The organism is Pseudobdellovibrio sp. HCB154, assembly GCF_046267985.1.
Taxonomy (GTDB): domain Bacteria; phylum Bdellovibrionota; class Bdellovibrionia; order Bdellovibrionales; family Bdellovibrionaceae; genus Pseudobdellovibrio.
The window spans coordinates 193,169-208,955 of record NZ_CP176530.1; the positions used below are offsets into that span (position 1 = coordinate 193,169).

Annotated in this window: 18 protein-coding genes and 1 other RNA gene; 9 read left to right on the forward strand and 10 right to left on the reverse strand. The window is 39.6% G+C overall.

Annotation, left to right across the window (positions count from 1 at the left end; genetic code table 11):
* The first annotated feature begins 111 nt into the window (after nt 1-111).
* Both ACKWCF_RS01010 and ACKWCF_RS01015 read left to right on the forward strand, forming a co-directional pair.
* Nucleotides 112-1,086 (forward strand): hypothetical protein, encoded by a 975-nt coding sequence (locus ACKWCF_RS01010; protein ID WP_409478826.1) that lies wholly within the window; start codon nt 112-114, stop codon nt 1,084-1,086.
* Nucleotides 1,087-1,162: 76 nt separating this feature from the next.
* Nucleotides 1,163-2,086 (forward strand): TIGR02147 family protein, encoded by a 924-nt coding sequence (locus tag ACKWCF_RS01015; protein WP_409478827.1) that lies wholly within the window; start codon nt 1,163-1,165, stop codon nt 2,084-2,086.
* Between the two features lie 6 nt (nt 2,087-2,092).
* Here ACKWCF_RS01015 and ACKWCF_RS01020 read toward each other — a convergent pair whose 3' ends face one another.
* From ACKWCF_RS01020 to ACKWCF_RS01055, 8 genes are all read right to left on the reverse strand, one after another.
* Nucleotides 2,093-2,695 carry a sulfite exporter TauE/SafE family protein gene (locus ACKWCF_RS01020; protein WP_409478828.1) on the reverse strand — a complete coding sequence of 201 codons (603 nt, stop codon included), beginning with the start codon at nt 2,693-2,695 and terminating at the stop codon, nt 2,093-2,095.
* Nucleotides 2,692-4,038, reverse strand: coding sequence for a 4Fe-4S dicluster domain-containing protein (locus ACKWCF_RS01025; protein ID WP_409478829.1), 1,347 nt, complete (start codon nt 4,036-4,038; stop codon nt 2,692-2,694). Before ACKWCF_RS01025 ends, ACKWCF_RS01020 begins: the two co-directional genes overlap by 4 nt.
* Nucleotides 4,038-4,565 carry a cbb3-type cytochrome c oxidase N-terminal domain-containing protein gene (locus ACKWCF_RS01030; protein WP_409478830.1) on the reverse strand — a complete coding sequence of 176 codons (528 nt, stop codon included), beginning with the start codon at nt 4,563-4,565 and terminating at the stop codon, nt 4,038-4,040. The genes ACKWCF_RS01025 and ACKWCF_RS01030 overlap by 1 nt, the downstream gene beginning before the upstream one ends.
* On the reverse strand, nt 4,555-4,728 hold the full coding sequence (locus ACKWCF_RS01035) for a cbb3-type cytochrome c oxidase subunit 3 (RefSeq protein WP_409478831.1): 174 nt from the start codon (nt 4,726-4,728) through the stop codon (nt 4,555-4,557). Before ACKWCF_RS01035 ends, ACKWCF_RS01030 begins: the two co-directional genes overlap by 11 nt.
* A 14-nt stretch (nt 4,729-4,742) precedes the next feature.
* Nucleotides 4,743-6,911: a cytochrome-c oxidase, cbb3-type subunit I gene (gene ccoN, locus ACKWCF_RS01040; protein WP_409478832.1), complete on the reverse strand. Its 2,169-nt coding sequence runs from the start codon at nt 6,909-6,911 to the stop codon at nt 4,743-4,745.
* Nucleotides 6,908-7,063 carry a cbb3-type cytochrome oxidase assembly protein CcoS gene (ccoS, locus tag ACKWCF_RS01045; RefSeq protein WP_409478833.1) on the reverse strand — a complete coding sequence of 52 codons (156 nt, stop codon included), beginning with the start codon at nt 7,061-7,063 and terminating at the stop codon, nt 6,908-6,910. Before ccoS ends, ccoN begins: the two co-directional genes overlap by 4 nt.
* Nucleotides 7,060-9,345, reverse strand: coding sequence for a heavy metal translocating P-type ATPase (locus ACKWCF_RS01050; RefSeq protein ID WP_409478834.1), 2,286 nt, complete (start codon nt 9,343-9,345; stop codon nt 7,060-7,062). The genes ccoS and ACKWCF_RS01050 overlap by 4 nt, the downstream gene beginning before the upstream one ends.
* 80 nt (nt 9,346-9,425) lie before the next feature.
* Nucleotides 9,426-10,154 carry a Crp/Fnr family transcriptional regulator gene (locus ACKWCF_RS01055; RefSeq protein WP_409478835.1) on the reverse strand — a complete coding sequence of 243 codons (729 nt, stop codon included), beginning with the start codon at nt 10,152-10,154 and terminating at the stop codon, nt 9,426-9,428.
* Between the two features lie 499 nt (nt 10,155-10,653).
* On the opposite strand from ACKWCF_RS01055, the gene ssrA reads away from it, so the two are divergent.
* The 6 genes from ssrA (at nt 10,654) to ACKWCF_RS01085 (ending at nt 13,713) form a co-directional block, all read left to right on the forward strand.
* Nucleotides 10,654-11,004, forward strand: a transfer-messenger RNA (tmRNA) gene (gene ssrA, locus ACKWCF_RS01060).
* Between the two features lie 109 nt (nt 11,005-11,113).
* Nucleotides 11,114-11,560: a hypothetical protein gene (locus ACKWCF_RS01065; protein ID WP_409478836.1), complete on the forward strand. Its 447-nt coding sequence runs from the start codon at nt 11,114-11,116 to the stop codon at nt 11,558-11,560.
* Between the two features lie 52 nt (nt 11,561-11,612).
* On the forward strand, nt 11,613-12,092 hold the full coding sequence (locus ACKWCF_RS01070) for a VOC family protein (RefSeq protein ID WP_409478837.1): 480 nt from the start codon (nt 11,613-11,615) through the stop codon (nt 12,090-12,092).
* 14 nt (nt 12,093-12,106) lie between these two features.
* A complete protein-coding gene (locus ACKWCF_RS01075) occupies nt 12,107-12,928 on the forward strand; it encodes an arylamine N-acetyltransferase family protein (protein ID WP_409478838.1) in 822 nt (273 codons plus the stop codon).
* The gene (locus ACKWCF_RS01080; protein WP_409478839.1) at nt 12,929-13,306 is read left to right on the forward strand and encodes a YbaN family protein; all 378 of its coding nucleotides are present in this window, start codon (nt 12,929-12,931) and stop codon (nt 13,304-13,306) included.
* 101 nt (nt 13,307-13,407) lie between these two features.
* Nucleotides 13,408-13,713 carry a hypothetical protein gene (locus tag ACKWCF_RS01085; protein ID WP_409478840.1) on the forward strand — a complete coding sequence of 102 codons (306 nt, stop codon included), beginning with the start codon at nt 13,408-13,410 and terminating at the stop codon, nt 13,711-13,713.
* A 6-nt stretch (nt 13,714-13,719) separates the two neighbouring features.
* Here the strand turns inward: ACKWCF_RS01085 and ACKWCF_RS01090 are convergent, their stop codons facing one another.
* Nucleotides 13,720-14,190: a hypothetical protein gene (locus ACKWCF_RS01090; RefSeq protein ID WP_409478841.1), complete on the reverse strand. Its 471-nt coding sequence runs from the start codon at nt 14,188-14,190 to the stop codon at nt 13,720-13,722.
* A gap of 459 nt (nt 14,191-14,649) precedes the next feature.
* On the opposite strand from ACKWCF_RS01090, the gene ACKWCF_RS01095 reads away from it, so the two are divergent.
* The gene (locus ACKWCF_RS01095; RefSeq protein ID WP_409478842.1) at nt 14,650-15,525 is read left to right on the forward strand and encodes a M14 family metallocarboxypeptidase; all 876 of its coding nucleotides are present in this window, start codon (nt 14,650-14,652) and stop codon (nt 15,523-15,525) included.
* Here the strand turns inward: ACKWCF_RS01095 and ACKWCF_RS01100 are convergent, their stop codons facing one another.
* Nucleotides 15,526-15,717 (reverse strand): hypothetical protein, encoded by a 192-nt coding sequence (locus tag ACKWCF_RS01100; protein ID WP_409478843.1) that lies wholly within the window; start codon nt 15,715-15,717, stop codon nt 15,526-15,528.
* Between the last annotated feature and the right edge of the window lie 70 nt (nt 15,718-15,787).

Sequence of the window (15,787 nt, forward strand, 5' to 3'; positions counted from 1 at the left end):
AACCGGTTCTCTCAACTCAAGAGTCTTATATAAATCAGGGCCATCTTTGCCCTGATTTTTTAGGCCCGGCCTTTGCTCTTTACCCCTGTTGTACAAATAACAGGGGGACAAATGTTATCTAATTCATTTAAAAGAACGTTATTAGTGGTGCTTGCGGTGGCTTCGGTGTCAAATGCAGACCAATTCGGTATTCAACCAGGCGATGGTTTTGATGGTGACCAGCACTCAATGTGCGATAACCCATATGATCCAAACTGCCAACCCGGTTACCCCGGACAGCCCGATATTCCAGATCATCCAAACTTACCAGGTTATGATGATAGCCAATCAGACACGCGTTCGATCTATTTAGGTCGTTCAGTTAATAACGAAGTTTTAGATTTACGCCGTTTAGCAGGTTTAGGTACTCAATACCGTGGATGGGAAGTTGTTTCTGTTCGTGGTAAAACTCGTCCAAACTCTCCGTACACAACAACTGTTCAGTTATTAGCTGACGGTCGTAACGTAGCAACGCAAGTTAATCCAGGTAAACGTATTAACTTACAACCTTCGCAACGTATTGTTTTAGGTTCAACTCGTGAACTTGAAATGTACATCAACGGTTCAACTTTTGTTGACGAGATCGTGATCGAGCTTCGCCAATCTTCTGGCAGCCATCCACAACCTCCGCAATACCCTGACTATCCAGGTCAACCCCACGAACCACCTCCATACCCAGGTCAACCAGGTAACCCATACCCAGGTAATCCAGGTTATGGCCAACAAAACTTAGATCTTTGGATCAACCGTTCAACTTACGGCAACGATCGCATCGATTTAGGTATGTACTTCAACATGCACCAATACCGTGGCTACCGTATTGAACAAGTGATCGTACACGCTCAAGCGCAAAACAATGTAGCGTTAGCAGATCTATTAATTAACGGTTTCAACCAAGGTACTTTACAATTTGACCGTTACTCTGGGTCACAATCTTTATACTTACACCAACGCCCTGAGATCGGTGTTCAAGCGAGCAGCCTAGTTCTTTACACTCGCGGTAACATGAATGTTCAACGTGTGACGTTAGTTTTAAGCCGATACTAGTTTTTAGCTAAAAATTATTGTCAACTAAAGGGCCACATGAGATGAATTTTCATGGGGCCTTTTTCTTGGGAGAAATATGGAAAATCAAGCAACTCAGTTAAGTCAAAATCCTGCAATATCAACTACTTCGGTTTTAGCGCCGATCTTATCAGATTACATGGATTTTCGTTTGTTTTTAGCTGATTTTTACCAGTTTAAAAAAGAATCGACTAAGCGTTCTTTACGTCCGTACAACTACGCGATTTTCTCTGCAGCAGCGGATATTAAATCTCCTAATTATTTAAAAATGATCATCGAAGGTAAAAGAAATCTATCGATGGACATGGTTGCTAAGTTTGCGAAAGCTTGCGGTTTAAATAAGGCCCAATCTGATGAATTCAAATTATTAGTGACGTTCAACCAAGCTGAAGACCCGGCTGATCGTAACTATGCTTTAAAACAATTATCTGAATACCGTGTTCAGCAAAAACTTAAACATGGTGAATTCGACCGTAAAGTGTTTGAAAAAGTTCCGAACTGGATCGGCTGGATTATCTACGCTTTAGTAGATCAAGAAGGCGTAACGTTTGAAACTTCGAAATTAAAAGAACTTTTACGCGGTAAAGCTTCTGAATCTGAAATTGATCAAGCTCTTAAAAACTTATTAATGAGCGGTGAATTACAAAAAGACCCAACAACGGGTGTGATTTCAAAAGGTAAACCTTCTGAAGCTCCTGAAGAAATTCCTTCAGCATTAATCCGTCAGTTACAAATGCAGTTAATGTATTTAGGTCTTGAGTCTTTATATCAAGATGCACCGACTGAACGTGAATTTGGTTCGTTAACTTTATCGTTAACCCAAGCTGAGTTTGAAGAATTAAAATTTAAATTACGTCAAATGCGTAAATCTCTTCATAAAGATAACAGCATTGCGCGCACACAAGGAAAAGGCGAAAGAGTTTACCAATTAAATCTTCAGCTTTTCCCGGTTTCTAATGCTTCTAAAAAATTAGACGCTTAAAAACGTCTAATGAAGTAAAAATCCCCATAAGCTAAATAGGCTTGCGCTTAATAAAACGAGAGAAGCTATCTTCTGTCGTTTTAAATCGTTGATATCGATTAATTTTTTTAAAAACACCTGTGCGATAGATAAAGCCGGTAATGATGATAACCAAAACATCAACATCACAAGGCCTCCGGCTAAGGGTGATCTTGCGGCTAAAGCAGAAAGAATAAAACTATAAAGCCAGCCGCACGGAAGAGCCAAACTTAAAGCTCCCAGTAAGAAGGGATTATTACGTTTTTGCCAATAGATGTTTTTTATAAATCCTGGCATTTGGATTTTTTCTGTTTTTGTAAAAAAAGTGATGATCAGTAAAATTGAAATAACTACGACCGAGACGATCTTTAACCAGTCGTAAGATTCGATTAATAACGAAGAAATAGTTCCAGCAAAGACTCCGGCACTGACATAGGAAATCAGTCGGCCTAGTTGATAACTGATTAATTGTTTTTTTGAAGCCAGCAAACACGTCATTGGCCCGCACATCACAGCACAGTGCCAGCTTCCGATAAAGCCGGCGACAAAAAAACCAGTTAACAATGAGATCAGCTGAAAATCACCATTCATAAATTAGGTCCTAAAAACTGAATGCTAAATTGTTTTTGAAACTGCTCAGGCTCAGTGGCATCGCTAATTTTAACTTGTAAGGTATTTGATGAGTTTACTTTACTTTGTGGCAGGGTCACAAAGAAATGCCAATCAAAGCTGGCTTTACTTTCTAAGGTTAATACATCGAACTGCGAAGTAATTTTAGCATCAGGATTATTTAAGATTTCAACTTTATATTTTTTTTGTTCACGACTTTGATTAGTTACATGCAGGCGAAATTGATTCATTACAAAATTAACACCGTTCTCTTCACGTAAAGTGTAAGGAGTTGTCAGAGATCGTAAAATAAAAGCTTCGGAATGCTGAAACGATAAAAGGCCGTACAGTAAACCGATCACACAAATGCCGATGCCGACCATGTAAATACTTGAACGAGGAGTTAACCATTTAATCTTAGTATCGCTGATATTGCCGTATTTAACTAAACCTTTGGGTTTATGCACTTTCTCCATGATTTCATCGCAAGCATCAATACAGGCTGTGCAGGCGATACATTCCATCTGTAAACCGTTTCTGATATCAATACCAATCGGGCAGGCGTTAACACAACGGTTGCAGTTGACACAGTCATTGCGTTTTTCATCGTAGACAACATTCATTGAATTGTTATCTAGCAGTAAACCTTGAATACGACCGTACGGGCACATGATGGTGCAGAACTGTTCACGAAACCAACCGAAATCAAATAATAAGGCTGCTGTAAAAATTTGTGAGAAAATAAATAAGTTAAAATGGCTTTCAGGCCCATTTTTCATGATCTGAATAAAAGAATACGAACCGACAAAGTAAGCTAAGGCACTGTGGGCGATAAAAGCCGAAGCAAAATAATATAAAACCCATTTAATAGATTTACGTATAAAAAGATTTGCCGTCATGGGCTCAATCGCCTGGCGACGACGGGCGATGTAATTGCCTTCAATAAAATATTCAATTCTACGAAACACACCGTCGATAAAAACAGTTTGCGGGCAGGCCCAGCCACACCATACGCGGCCCCAGACCGCGGTCACGAAAGCTAAACTTAAAGCGCCGCCTAAAATCAGAAATAATAACAGCGGAGCATTATGCGCTTTAAACATCAGCCCGAAAAAATAAAATTCACGGGCTGGTATATCCAATAAAATACTTTGATAGCCGCCGATATTAATCCACGGTAAAGCTAAAAAAAACACGATCAAAATATTTTGTACCCAAGTTCTACGAGTGCGAAAATACCCGCTGACTTCAGCGGGGTGCAATCCAATGCGATTTCCGTACTCGTCAATACTTGTAATATGTTCGCTGGATAGTTTTGGTTTCATTACATACCTTTTGCTTTGATCAACGCAACTACGCCGAAGATTTCTTCAGCATTTAGTAAACCTTCCCAGGCCGGCATTCCTTTAGCAGAAACACCTTGTCTGACTGTTTGTACAACCTCAGAACTTTTTCCACCGTGCAGCCATACTTTGTCTATTAAGTTAGGTCCAATTTTACCTTCTAGATTATCACCATGGCACATAGCACATTTACCCTGAAATATACTTGCGCCCACTTTTACTAGATTTGGATCTTTAAGCTTTGCTTCAAGTTCTTCTTCAGACAGAGTCGGAAACTTATTCGCAGCCGCTGTTTGTAATTCTTTAAGTTCCTTCATCGAAACAGCTAATTCTTCAGTTAATGTCGGACCTTGTTTTGTTAGCTCATAGTGCAGGTAATAGTGAAACGCGAAAATAATCGCTAAGATAAATGACCACACCCACCAAGTAGGCATGGGGTTATTGTGTTCATCAATACCATCGTAAGTATGAGTTACATCGGCTGGGTTTTGTTGTTCATTATTTTCCATGGTCTTCTCCGTTAGAAAATGGAATATGGGCAAATTCGTTGATTTGTTTTTTCGGCGCTCGCAAAGCGTTGACTGTTATGTAAATGAAATACGAAAAGAAAATTAAAAACCCGATAACTGTTAAGTAAGTGTCTGTAAAAAATTTTAAGCCTTCTTGTTTCATAAATTTTTTCCTCGTTATTTATTTTCTGCAGTTTCAGTAGTTACTGCTTTTTGTCCCAGGGCTTGTAAATACGCAATTAACGCTACGATTTGTTTTTTCTCTAAACCTTTTGGAGCGCCTTGTTTTTCAAGCTCTTCAGCAATCACCTTGGCTTGTTTTTGCGCTACGATATCAGCATTGGCAATTGTGTCTTGGTCATACGGAACACCTAGGTCTTTCATCACTGAAAACTCGCGACGTAGAGAAAGAAAATCAGTATTTTTCTCTAATAACCACGGATAGTTCGGCATGATCGAATTCGGTGTGATCGCACGCGGGTTGATCATATGTTGAAAGTGCCACATATCAGGATACTTTTTACCAACGCGGGCTAAGTCAGGACCAGTGCGTTTTGATCCCCATTGATGCGGACGATCCCACATTGATTCTTCAATTGTTGAAGCTGGTCCGTAACGCAGCACTTCGGCAGCAATCGGTCTGATTTGCTGAGAATGGCAAACATAGCAACCTTCAGCAACGTAAACACCACGACCGGCAATTTCTAAAGCTGAAAACGGAGTCGTTGTTTGTGCTGGGTTTACATATTTATGTAAAGACAGTGTTGGGTAAATTTCAATCACCGAACCGACAAGTACCGCAATAAAAGTTAAAACTGAAAATGCTAAACCCATACCCTCAAGTTGACGGTGTGGTTCATGTGATTTTTCATTCCAACCAGTGCGAGTTACTTTTACAACAACAGGTTCATCAGCCTCTTTAGGGGCTAACTTAATTGTTTTGTACATATTGTAGATAAAAATTAAATATCCAGTAACGAATAAGGCTCCACCAATCGCACGCACCCAGTAAAGTGGAACGATTTTAGTCACTGTTTCAACGAAGTCAGGGTACATTAATTTACCTTCACCGTTGATGCCATTTAACATTAAGCCTTGAGTGATTCCGGCTACAGTCATTGAAACGTAGTAAAATAAAACACCAGTTAAAGAAATCCAGAATGAATTTTCAGCAAGCTTTGTTGAATACAGTTCAGTTTTCCAAAGACGCGGAACCATCCATAACATCATCCCCATGATCAGCATTCCGTTCCAACCAAGTGCGCCAGAGTGAACGTGACCAACGATCCAGTCAGTGTAGTGACCTAAAGCTGATACGGATTTAATAGATAACAACGGTCCTTCGAAAGTCGCCATACCGTAGAAAGTTAAAGCGGCTACGAAAAATTTAATCACCGGATTTTGAATTAATTCTTTAAAAGCTCCTTTAAGAGTCATTAAACCGTTAATCATTCCGCCCCAAGATGGAGCCCATAACATCAGTGAAAAAACCATTCCTAATGATTGCGCCCAGTCTGGAAGTGATGTGTAAAGTAAGTGATGCGGCCCAGCCCAGATATAAATAAAAACTAAAGCCCAAAAGTGAATGATTGAAAGTCTATAAGAATAAACCGGACGATTCGCGGCTTTTGGTACGAAGTAATACATCAAACCTAAAAACGGAGTTGTTAAGAAAAACGCTACTGCATTATGACCGTACCACCATTGCACTAAAGCGTCTTGAATTCCACCCCATACAGGTAAAGATTTTAGTGGAGTAATCGGAATTTCGATAGAATTCACAATGTGTAACATCGCTACTGTAATAATTGTGGCGATATAAAACCAAATACCAACGTAAAGATGTTTTTCGCGGCGGTTTTTGATCGTCATGAAAAAGTTAATCGCAAAAATGACCCACACAAGAGCAATTAAGATATCGATCGGCCATTCTAACTCAGCGTATTCTTTAGATTGTGAATAACCTAACGGCAACGTCACGGCTGCGCAAAGAATTACAAATTGCCAACCCCAGAAGTGAACCTTAGATAAAAAATCTGAAAACAAACGTGCTTTTAACAAACGTTGGGTTGAGTAGTACATGCCGGCAAAGATCGCGTTACCTGCAAAAGCAAAGATCGCAGCGTTGGTATGTAATGGACGTAAACGACCAAAGGTGACCCATTCCATGTTCATGTTCATCGGCCAGTAAGCAAGTTGCAAAGCCGCAAGTAAACCAAATAGTAAAGCAGCGATACCCCAGCCAAATGTGGCCAAAGTAAAGTACTTAACGATCTGGTCGTCGTAGACTATATTTTCAGTTTGAGAATTATGATCAGCATGTGCGGTCATAAGAGAGCCTTTCATTGTTTTGGTTGTCTTTGATTATCATTTAAAATGCGATGCGCTGGGGTTTCGAGATCGTCTAATTGGCCACTGCCTGCGGCCCAGAAAAAAATACCGACGAACACGATTCCTAACATTAAAGCCATGGGTATCATTAAAAATAAGATGTTCATTCTCTAAATCCCCATAAAGTTGAAAATAAAATAATAAGTGAACTTACCGGCATTAACACCGCTGCCCACAGTGGATTGATAAAACCAAACACCGCTAAAGTTCCAGCGATGGCGTTATAAGCTAACGATAAAGCCAAATTTTTTTTTAAAGTTTGGTGAATGCGCTTATTCACTTTAAAAAGTTCGACTAACGGGTTTAATCCTGATCGTAAAAAGAAAATATCTGAACTTGCTAAAGCGATTTCAGCGCTGCCTTTGATGGCGATACTGATTTGGCTGCTGCTCATAGCCAGAGTGTCATTCACACCATCGCCAATCATTAAGCTATGTGGATATTTAGTAATGATTTCTTTTTTATCTTCAGGGTATAATTCTGAATAGATGCGATCGCGCTTAAGGCCGCATTTTTCACCGATCGCTAAAGCTTTACGCTTTTTATCACCTGAAATCAGGTAACAATTTTTTCCTTCCGCTTGAAGGCTGGCAATAATTTCACTGGCTTCTTCACGAATTTGATCTTGTAAATAAATACGACAGATCACTTCTTTGTTTTTATAAAGAGCAATCGCGATATCGATGCTTTCGTCATAAAGGTTTGAAGCTAAGGTTTTTAGTTCGTAAAGATCGTTATTGAAATAGCCTCTTACACCACTGCCAAAGATTTCACTGTGTTCAGTAAAGTGAATTTCATTTTTCCAGTTTTTAAAATGCGCACGTAAAGCAAAAGCCACAGGGTGATAAGAAATTTTTTCTAAGCTGATCAGCAGATCAATAGTCTCGGCATTTAAATTTTCTGGCCAAGTTTCGCAGACTTGTAATTGGCCGTAAGTTAATGTGCCAGTTTTATCAAAAAAGATATTTTGAATCTCGCTCATTTTTTCAAATACATTAGCGTTACGAACCGAAATACCTTTTTTCTGTGATTTACGAAATGCCATAGCCATTGTCAGCGGGCTTCCAAAGGCTAAAGCGCACGGGCAGGCCACGACAATTAACGCCAGGGCACGGTGAAATGATTCAGTGAAGTTAATGGCTAAGCCTAAGCCCACAAATACAAAAGCTGCTAAAATAAAAACATAAAGAATCAGCTTTTCAGATAGACGATCAGCTAAAGTTAAATAGCTATTTTTAGATAATAGATTTTCTTGGCTTTTATTTAAAAGGTCGGCGATACGAGTTTGATTAATCGGTTTTTCGCAAACCATTGAAATAGAAGCTGATAAAAGTTTATAGCCCGCAAAAAGATGCATGCCTTTTGTGAATGTGTACGGAATATTTTCACCAGACATAAAAGATGTATCAACTAAGGCCATGTCAGATAGTAAAACACCATCTACAGGAATGGCCTGATCTTGGCTTACGGTAAAAGTTTGGCCTTGTTTAATATTTTCAGTAATCACTGTTGATGAGTTATCAGCCAAAGCGTAAGTTTCAGTGCGAATTTGTGAGTGAATATTTTGAGGTGATAAAAAACGGTGCTGAGCTTTTTTAACAAAAAAGCGCGCGACTAAAATTAAAAAGATAAAACTAGCTGTTGAATCAAAGTAGAACTGGTCGCCACCAGTCATTAGACTATATATAGATAAGCTTGAACTAGTGACTAAGGCGATCACGATTGGTAAATCGATATGCACCTTTTGCATTTTTAAGCTACCCCAGGCACCGCGATAAAAGGGAAGGGCGACGTAAAATAAAATTGGCAAAAACAGAATTAAATTAAGCCATTTAAAAACTGTCAGTAATGTGCCAGTAGCACCAGTATAAATCGCGATTGAAAAAAGCATGATATTGCCAGCTAAAGCGCCCGCAAGAGCAATACGTTTTAATTCTTGGCGAGTTTCACGGTGTAATTTGTCATCACTGTTTTCAGAAGCTTTAATGACAGAAAAGTCATAGCCCATGGCTTTAATTAACGAAGCGATATCAGAGAGTTTTCCTTGTGAATCTAGTTCGATCAATAATTCTGAATTACTGATATTTAAACGTGATTCTTTACAGTGAGAATTCATCTCGGCAATTTGTTCTAACAGATGTACGCAGCTAGAACATTGAATGCCGTGAACAAAAAATTTAAATTTGCGGTGATTGTCTTTTAATTGATAAAGTTTTTGGTTTTCAGGTAAGTCTAAATAGGCGTAGCGCGATTCACTTTGTGAAGCTTTGCTTACGAGCTCAGAAAATCCGCCATCAAGCATTTCGCAAGCGTGGCAGCAGTACATACTTAAAGACAAAGTCCCGCAGTATTTGCATGGATTTTTAGTTCTGACCAGGTCGAGAGGCATTTATTCTTTTCCTTTATAAGAAAAGAATAACCTTGAATGTGGTCAAACGATCATGATCCACGTCATGTTTTGAAAACTAATTAATAAGTGCCGTGCAGTTTTTCTATTAACTTTTGTTTGTTAATAAGCTTAATCACGCGACCTTGGGATTGATCGATGTAGCCTTCTTTTTCAAATTGAGCCAACGTACGGATCACTGTTTCAGGGGTTGTTCCCGCCCATTCAGCGATTTCTTTGCGTGTCCAATTTTGATGCGTGAAGTGTTCTTGTAAGAAAATTAAAGCTTCAGCGATACGTTCTGAAGCATCTTTATCCATTTGTGATGTCCATTTTTCTTCAGCAATTCGTAAGTCTTTTGAAAGAGCTTCAAGAATTTTAATAGTTACTTCGGGATAGTTTTTAAAAATATCCATCACAACATTTTTAGGAATAAAGCAAATCTCTGATGTTTCAACCGCAACAGCTGTGGCTTGATATTGTTCGTTCGAGAATAAAGAGCGATAGCCTAAGGCAGATCCGGGGCCTAAATAGCGAAGCGTGTGTGTTTGGCCGTGTTCGCTGGTCATTTCTAGTTTTACTAAGCCCGTAGAAATCGTGAATAAACCTAAAGGTTCGTTACCCTGATAGAAGATGGTCTGTTGTGGTTTAAAGGTCGTCTTTTGCTTTGTTGTCTCAACCAGGCGCCACACTTCAGGTGATGTTGAGCAGATAATATTCGATAAACGGTACATGCAGTTTTCACACAAATTTTTTGCGTCTGACTGACATGGGTTTGTATCTTCCGATGGTTTTTTAACGGCTCGTAACATAACCACATCTTAACATTTTTCAATCCGAATTTTTATGTAAATATCTACAAACCTGGTTAGCCTGAAACTGTTATATTGCTTATTAAACGAGCTCGACCACTAAAAACTGAAATTTTCTGAAATCCTTTTTTCAGGGTCATATTGACGCTGGAAAAACCTGTGTTTTGTGGAAAACTCTGTGGATTTAGTTGATAACTCACTCTCAAAAACGAATATACAACTAAAGATTTGTTTACGCGCAGAGAAAATTACGCGACGTGTAACCAGAAAGTGACTGTTCGACACCACGACAGTTTCTAACAAATTTCAGATAAAAAATGAAATTACATGACAGATTTAGGGTGAAAACTCTAGTTAAATGGTGCCCTATTTTTTATCATAATTTGTGGTTGATCAGGCCTATTTCGGTAACCAAACTTTACTTAATAAACATACGAAAATAGCTACGTGGTAATTTTCAAATGTTTAGTATAGACTGTTTTAGTACACATCTTTTAGTGGGGGTGTACTGGCTTCGACGTGGGTGCTGAAGCAAAGGGAGCATACAGGGGCGCATGTGGACCTCTTTAAAAACGTGCATTTATTAGTTGCAAACAACGACTATCAATTAGCAGCTTAGTTCTGTTACGGTTTATGTGTTGATCGACGGTGTCGATGCCTAAGCCGACGATAATGCCGTCTCGGACTTCACTGGTTTCTCTGGAGTGAAGTCTTAATAGTTACCCAGGGGATTTTCTTTTGAAACTTTGTTCGTAGAGGTTCTTAAGATTTAATAAAATACGAACTAAGTATGTAGCGCCTTTCTGTGGATCTCTTGCGGACCCGGGTTCAATTCCCGGCACCTCCACCAATTTTTTATCGGGGACAATTTCCTCAGGTTATCCGAATCATTTCACATTTCTTGCGTCTCACAGTCCAATCTGATAGCCATTTCTCTAATTCAAAAAAGGGGAATCAAAATGAAAATGCTATCAACGATTATCGGTCTTTCACTTCTTTATGTAACTTCGGCTTTTGCGCAAACAAGTTATCCAATGACTTGCGTGTTTGATGGTTCACAAAGTGTGAGTATTACTCAAAGCTTAACAGCGCCAAGAAAACTTGTGGTGGCTTTTAGTTTTAAACGTGCGACAAAACCAGCTACTCAAGGGGTTGATCCTGGAACTTGTGCCTGGCAAGATCGCGGCCTTTATGCTGATGAGCCGACGATGATCGCTCACGTTGTAGATGATGCTTATACATATCATGAAGTTGTGTTTGCTGGAAAATCACAATTGGTTCATACGCCGATTAATGCGCCTTGGGCACCACAATCAAAAACTCGTGGCTATAAATTAAACGTAAAAGTCTATAATTCTGCACCAGATCACGGAATTGCGGTGAATTTCTTTCGTGTTGCAAACTGATAAGTGAAGACAATTTCACCTTTTGTGTGAATGATTGAGCAGTGGAGATTTTATGAAAACACCAAAAAATACGATCTGCTTAATGTTCGATAAAGGTGCTGAAGAGGCCGCTCGCTTTTACACGAAAACTTTTCCCGATAGTTCGGTAGGCGCTGTTCATCTTGCGCCTGATGATTATCCCATGGGTAAAGCGGGCGATGTGCTCACTGTTGAATTCACTGTTTTAGGTATTCCTTGTGTGGGCGTTAACGGTGGTTCGTACTTCAAACATAGCGAAGCTTTTTCATTTCAAATTGCCACTGACGATCAACAAGAGACTGACAAGTACTGGGATGCTATTGTGAAAAATGGTGGCCAAGAAAGTCAGTGCGGTTGGTGTAAAGATAAATGGGGCCTATCTTGGCAAATCACGCCGCGCACGCTAACAGAAGCAATGGTTAAGGGCGGAGATGAAGCTAAGCGCGCTTTTAAAGCTATGATGACAATGAAAAAAATCGATGTAGCGGCTATCGATGCTGCCAGACGCGGATAATATTTTACATAGCTATGACATCTTTTGATTTAAAATCCTACTTACAAAGAATCAATTACAACGGAGACACATCTCCTTCACTTCAAACATTAAATGCAATCACGCAAGCGCATGCGCAAGCCATTGCTTTTGAAAATGTGGATGTGATTTTAAATAAACGTATCTATCTTACTGATGAAGCTATTTTTGATAAGCTTGTCACAAAAAAACGTGGCGGTTATTGCTTTGAACAAAATGCTTTATTACTTCAAGCGCTCACTCATTTAGGCTTTGTGGCAAAACCACTTAGCGCCAGAGTTCGTCTGCGTTTTACCACGCGTGAACCAATCGCCCCAAGAACGCATGTATTTGTGCGCGTAGAGATTGGTGGCGAATCTTTTATCACTGATGTGGGAATGGGTTCAGCCTCTTTAACTGGGGCTTTGAAGTTAGTTCCTGATCTTGAGCAAGAAACTCCGCATGAGGTTAGACGCATCGTTAAAGAAGGCCATATTTGGTATCATCAAGTTCGCTACGGTGATGTTTGGCAAGATGCTTGTGAATTCACTTTAGAAGAAATGCCTTTGATTGATCGTGAAATTGCTAACTGGTACACGAGCGCTCATCCGCAGTCGCATTTTAAGGGTAATATCATGGTGTCTTTAGCGTTAGGTAACGGCAAAAGACTAAATTTACATAATTACGATTTAACTGTTCGTTCGCGCAATGGTGATTCTGAAAAAATATCGCTTAAGAACAACAATGAATTAATTGAGGCTTTAACAAATAAGTTCGGGCTTAATTTATCTGCTAGTGATCGTGAAGCATTAAGCTCATTTTCTGTCGCTGTTGTGTAAATGTCTGTAGTTAAAAATAGATTTTTAAGAGGTCTTCTTTTTATTGGCGGAATCATTTCGGTCGCTGTTGGTTTTATCGGTGTGTTTACGCCGGTGTTACCAACAACACCTTTTGTACTTTTGGCGGCGTGGTGTTTTTTAAATAGCTCTGAAAAAGCTCATCGGTGGATTCATGATCATCGTATTTTAGGACCACCATTAAAACGTTGGCAAAAGCATCGCTCTATTGCGCGTTCAACAAAAATCACGGCCACTGTGATGATCGTTTTTTCTTTAACTATACTATGGCTTAAAGGCCCACATCTTTGGTTACAAATTGGTGTGACGTTACTTTTACTTGGCGTCAGTTTGTTTATCTGGACTCGTAAAGAAGCATAGTCATTTTTTTTTGAGGCAAATAGTCCTTTCAACTTAAGGTATTTCGCTTGCAGATATCTTGAGTGAATTTGTATGCGATGAGTCTCAAGAAAGGAATTATTATGAAAAAATCAGTAGCTATTACATTTACAACAATCGTGCTGGCCTTCAGTTCGTCATTTGCGGCAAACAAAGCCGATACAAAGTTTACCAAAGAAGAGCGTCAGAAAATGGCCGATGTGCACACGAAGATGGCGCAGTGTTTGAACTCAGATAAACCATTGGGTGATTGCAAAAAAGAGATGATGGACAGTTGCCAAGGTATGGGTAAAGACAGCTGCCCTATGATGGGAATGGGACATATGATGGATCAGAAGAAACGTGGTATGATGGATCGTAGCTCTGACGAACCTTCGTCTAAAAAATAAGTACCGCTAAGATCCGGCTTCGCTGGCAATCTTTTTCATATAAGCTGAAAACTCAGGGTCTTCGCCGTCTAGAAGATCATGTAAAGACTTGCGAAAATCATTTCGTTTGGTCCAAAAGCGAATGTAGTCTTCCCAGGTAGCCCATAGACGTTGATTTTGTTTCGACATGTCTTCTTCATAAACTAAGATGTAGGCGCGCTCGAATAATGAGACAAGCAGATCAAAGATGATCATTTTTCTTTCGCGCTGTTCATCGGTCATTGCAGAATCAAGGGCATGGCCAGAGATCAGCTGAAGATCGGCATTTTTAAGCAATAGCTGTTGAAAGTCGGCATATTCATCAGAAAGGCGTTGGTATAACTCTTCATCTTCGTTTTGACGTTCTTTGCGCTGCTCAAGAACGTAAACGATAATACCAAAAGGCAGAGCCACAACAGTGACCACGTAGCTTGAGAGTTCCCAAAATTCAAGGCTCATAAGATATTCAAAGCTCATAGATAAGTAAGCGTAAACGACTTAAGCTTTAGTGCCAAGAAATAAAAAATGCCCGGTATAGACCGAGCATTTATAAATACATATTCCGAAGTATCGAGAACCTTCTATTGAGGGGGTGCAGTCCCGGGAAGATTCATTAATTCTAATCTAACGTTATGGCTTCGGATAATTTTCATACGTCCCTCCATTAGTATTAATTGCAAGAGTTTCGAACCTCTTAGCACCGACCTTCATTTCACTGAAGCTCCCGGCGGCAAGTACTAAATTTATCGGTGGAATTTTATAGAGCTTAACTGGCCAAATTGAGATTTCGGTTTATTCTCAGCTTGAGACTTGCTAAGTTGTTGAAAAGTAATGTCGTTTTATAGACAAAAATAAATATTTTTTTCGATATTGATTTTTTATTTTGTTTAACACGTAAGGTTGAGTGGGGAGTCGGCTATGGCATGGCAACAAGCGGAAAAAGAAAACTGGTATAAGCAACAAGATATCAAACGCTCTTACCAAGACGAAGTTGTGCGTAAAATTCAAGACTTAAAGTCAGACTTTGAAGTTATTCAGTACGGGGCCCTTTCCTTAAACCCAGAGCGCTATCCGCTTTTTCTTGTGCGCTCGAAAAATTTTGATTCATCTAAAAAAACGGTGGTAATTACAGGCGGAGTGCATGGCTATGAAACCAGTGGTGTGCACGGGGCTTTAGACTTTTTAAAAACAGCAGCTAAATCTTACGAAAATATTTTCAATTTTGTGTGTGCACCTTGTATTAGCCCATGGGCCTACGAGACAATCAATCGCTGGAACCCGAAAGCGGTCGACCCGAATCGTTCATTTCGCGAAAATAGCCCCGCTGAAGAGTGCGAACTTTTTTTAAAAGCTACGGCTGGATTAAATCCACTCGTGCATATTGATTTACATGAAACGACAGACACAGATAACTCGATTTTTCGCCCGGCGCTTGAACAGCGTGATGGCATCACTATTCCATTTTCTCCGATTCCGGATGGGTTTTATTTAGTGGGAGACGCTGACAATCCACAACCTGAATTTCAAAAGGCGATGATTGATGCTGTTCGCAAAGTGACTCATATCGCTTTGCCTGATGAAAGAGGGTTATTACTAGGTGATAAGGTCGAACAAGAAGGTGTGATTAACTATCCAGTTAAAAAATTATTTTTATGTGCTGGCGCGTTCAATCCGCAGTATTGCACGACGACTGAAGTTTATCCCGATAGTCCGAAGGCTAACGATCAAATTTGCATCGAAGCCCAGATTGCGGCGATTAAAGCTGGATTGGATTTTGTTCATAACAAGAATTGATTATTGGTGTTGAGAAAAAGCAGCTGTGATAAAAGCTTTATGTTTTTTATAAAGCTCGTACATGTCCCAGTACTGTTTTAATTTGCGGTCTTTCATAACCTCAACTTGCTCGGCTTGAGCTTCTTGCCATAAAAACTTTAATTCTGCTTCCATGCTCTGAACTCTAACTGAAGTATTTTGATTGTTTTCCATAACCTAGTTCTCCTTGGCTCATAAATTTGAGTTACGAAGAAGTAGTATTGCAGGCATGGTGCCAGAGCTA

Bases quoted from the DNA above. Each gene is read 5' to 3' on its own strand.
- ACKWCF_RS01065 (WP_409478836.1), top strand. From the start codon at position 11,114: ATGAAAATGCTATCAACGATTATCGGTCTTTCACTTCTTTATGTAACT.
- ACKWCF_RS01010 (WP_409478826.1), top strand. From the start codon at position 112: ATGTTATCTAATTCATTTAAAAGAACGTTATTAGTGGTGCTTGCGGTG.
- ACKWCF_RS01085 (WP_409478840.1), top strand. From the start codon at position 13,408: ATGAAAAAATCAGTAGCTATTACATTTACAACAATCGTGCTGGCCTTC.
- ACKWCF_RS01050 (WP_409478834.1), bottom strand. From the start codon at position 9,345: ATGCCTCTCGACCTGGTCAGAACTAAAAATCCATGCAAATACTGCGGG.
- ACKWCF_RS01070 (WP_409478837.1), top strand. From the start codon at position 11,613: ATGAAAACACCAAAAAATACGATCTGCTTAATGTTCGATAAAGGTGCT.
- ACKWCF_RS01100 (WP_409478843.1), bottom strand. From the start codon at position 15,717: ATGGAAAACAATCAAAATACTTCAGTTAGAGTTCAGAGCATGGAAGCA.
- ACKWCF_RS01020 (WP_409478828.1), bottom strand. From the start codon at position 2,695: ATGAATGGTGATTTTCAGCTGATCTCATTGTTAACTGGTTTTTTTGTC.
- ACKWCF_RS01075 (WP_409478838.1), top strand. From the start codon at position 12,107: ATGACATCTTTTGATTTAAAATCCTACTTACAAAGAATCAATTACAAC.
- ACKWCF_RS01080 (WP_409478839.1), top strand. From the start codon at position 12,929: ATGTCTGTAGTTAAAAATAGATTTTTAAGAGGTCTTCTTTTTATTGGC.
- ccoS (WP_409478833.1), bottom strand. From the start codon at position 7,063: ATGAACATCTTATTTTTAATGATACCCATGGCTTTAATGTTAGGAATC.
- ACKWCF_RS01090 (WP_409478841.1), bottom strand. From the start codon at position 14,190: ATGAGCCTTGAATTTTGGGAACTCTCAAGCTACGTGGTCACTGTTGTG.
- ACKWCF_RS01055 (WP_409478835.1), bottom strand. From the start codon at position 10,154: ATGTTACGAGCCGTTAAAAAACCATCGGAAGATACAAACCCATGTCAG.
- ACKWCF_RS01015 (WP_409478827.1), top strand. From the start codon at position 1,163: ATGGAAAATCAAGCAACTCAGTTAAGTCAAAATCCTGCAATATCAACT.
- ACKWCF_RS01035 (WP_409478831.1), bottom strand. From the start codon at position 4,728: ATGAAACAAGAAGGCTTAAAATTTTTTACAGACACTTACTTAACAGTT.
- ACKWCF_RS01095 (WP_409478842.1), top strand. From the start codon at position 14,650: ATGGCATGGCAACAAGCGGAAAAAGAAAACTGGTATAAGCAACAAGAT.
- ccoN (WP_409478832.1), bottom strand. From the start codon at position 6,911: ATGAAAGGCTCTCTTATGACCGCACATGCTGATCATAATTCTCAAACT.
- ACKWCF_RS01025 (WP_409478829.1), bottom strand. From the start codon at position 4,038: ATGAAACCAAAACTATCCAGCGAACATATTACAAGTATTGACGAGTAC.
- ACKWCF_RS01030 (WP_409478830.1), bottom strand. From the start codon at position 4,565: ATGGAAAATAATGAACAACAAAACCCAGCCGATGTAACTCATACTTAC.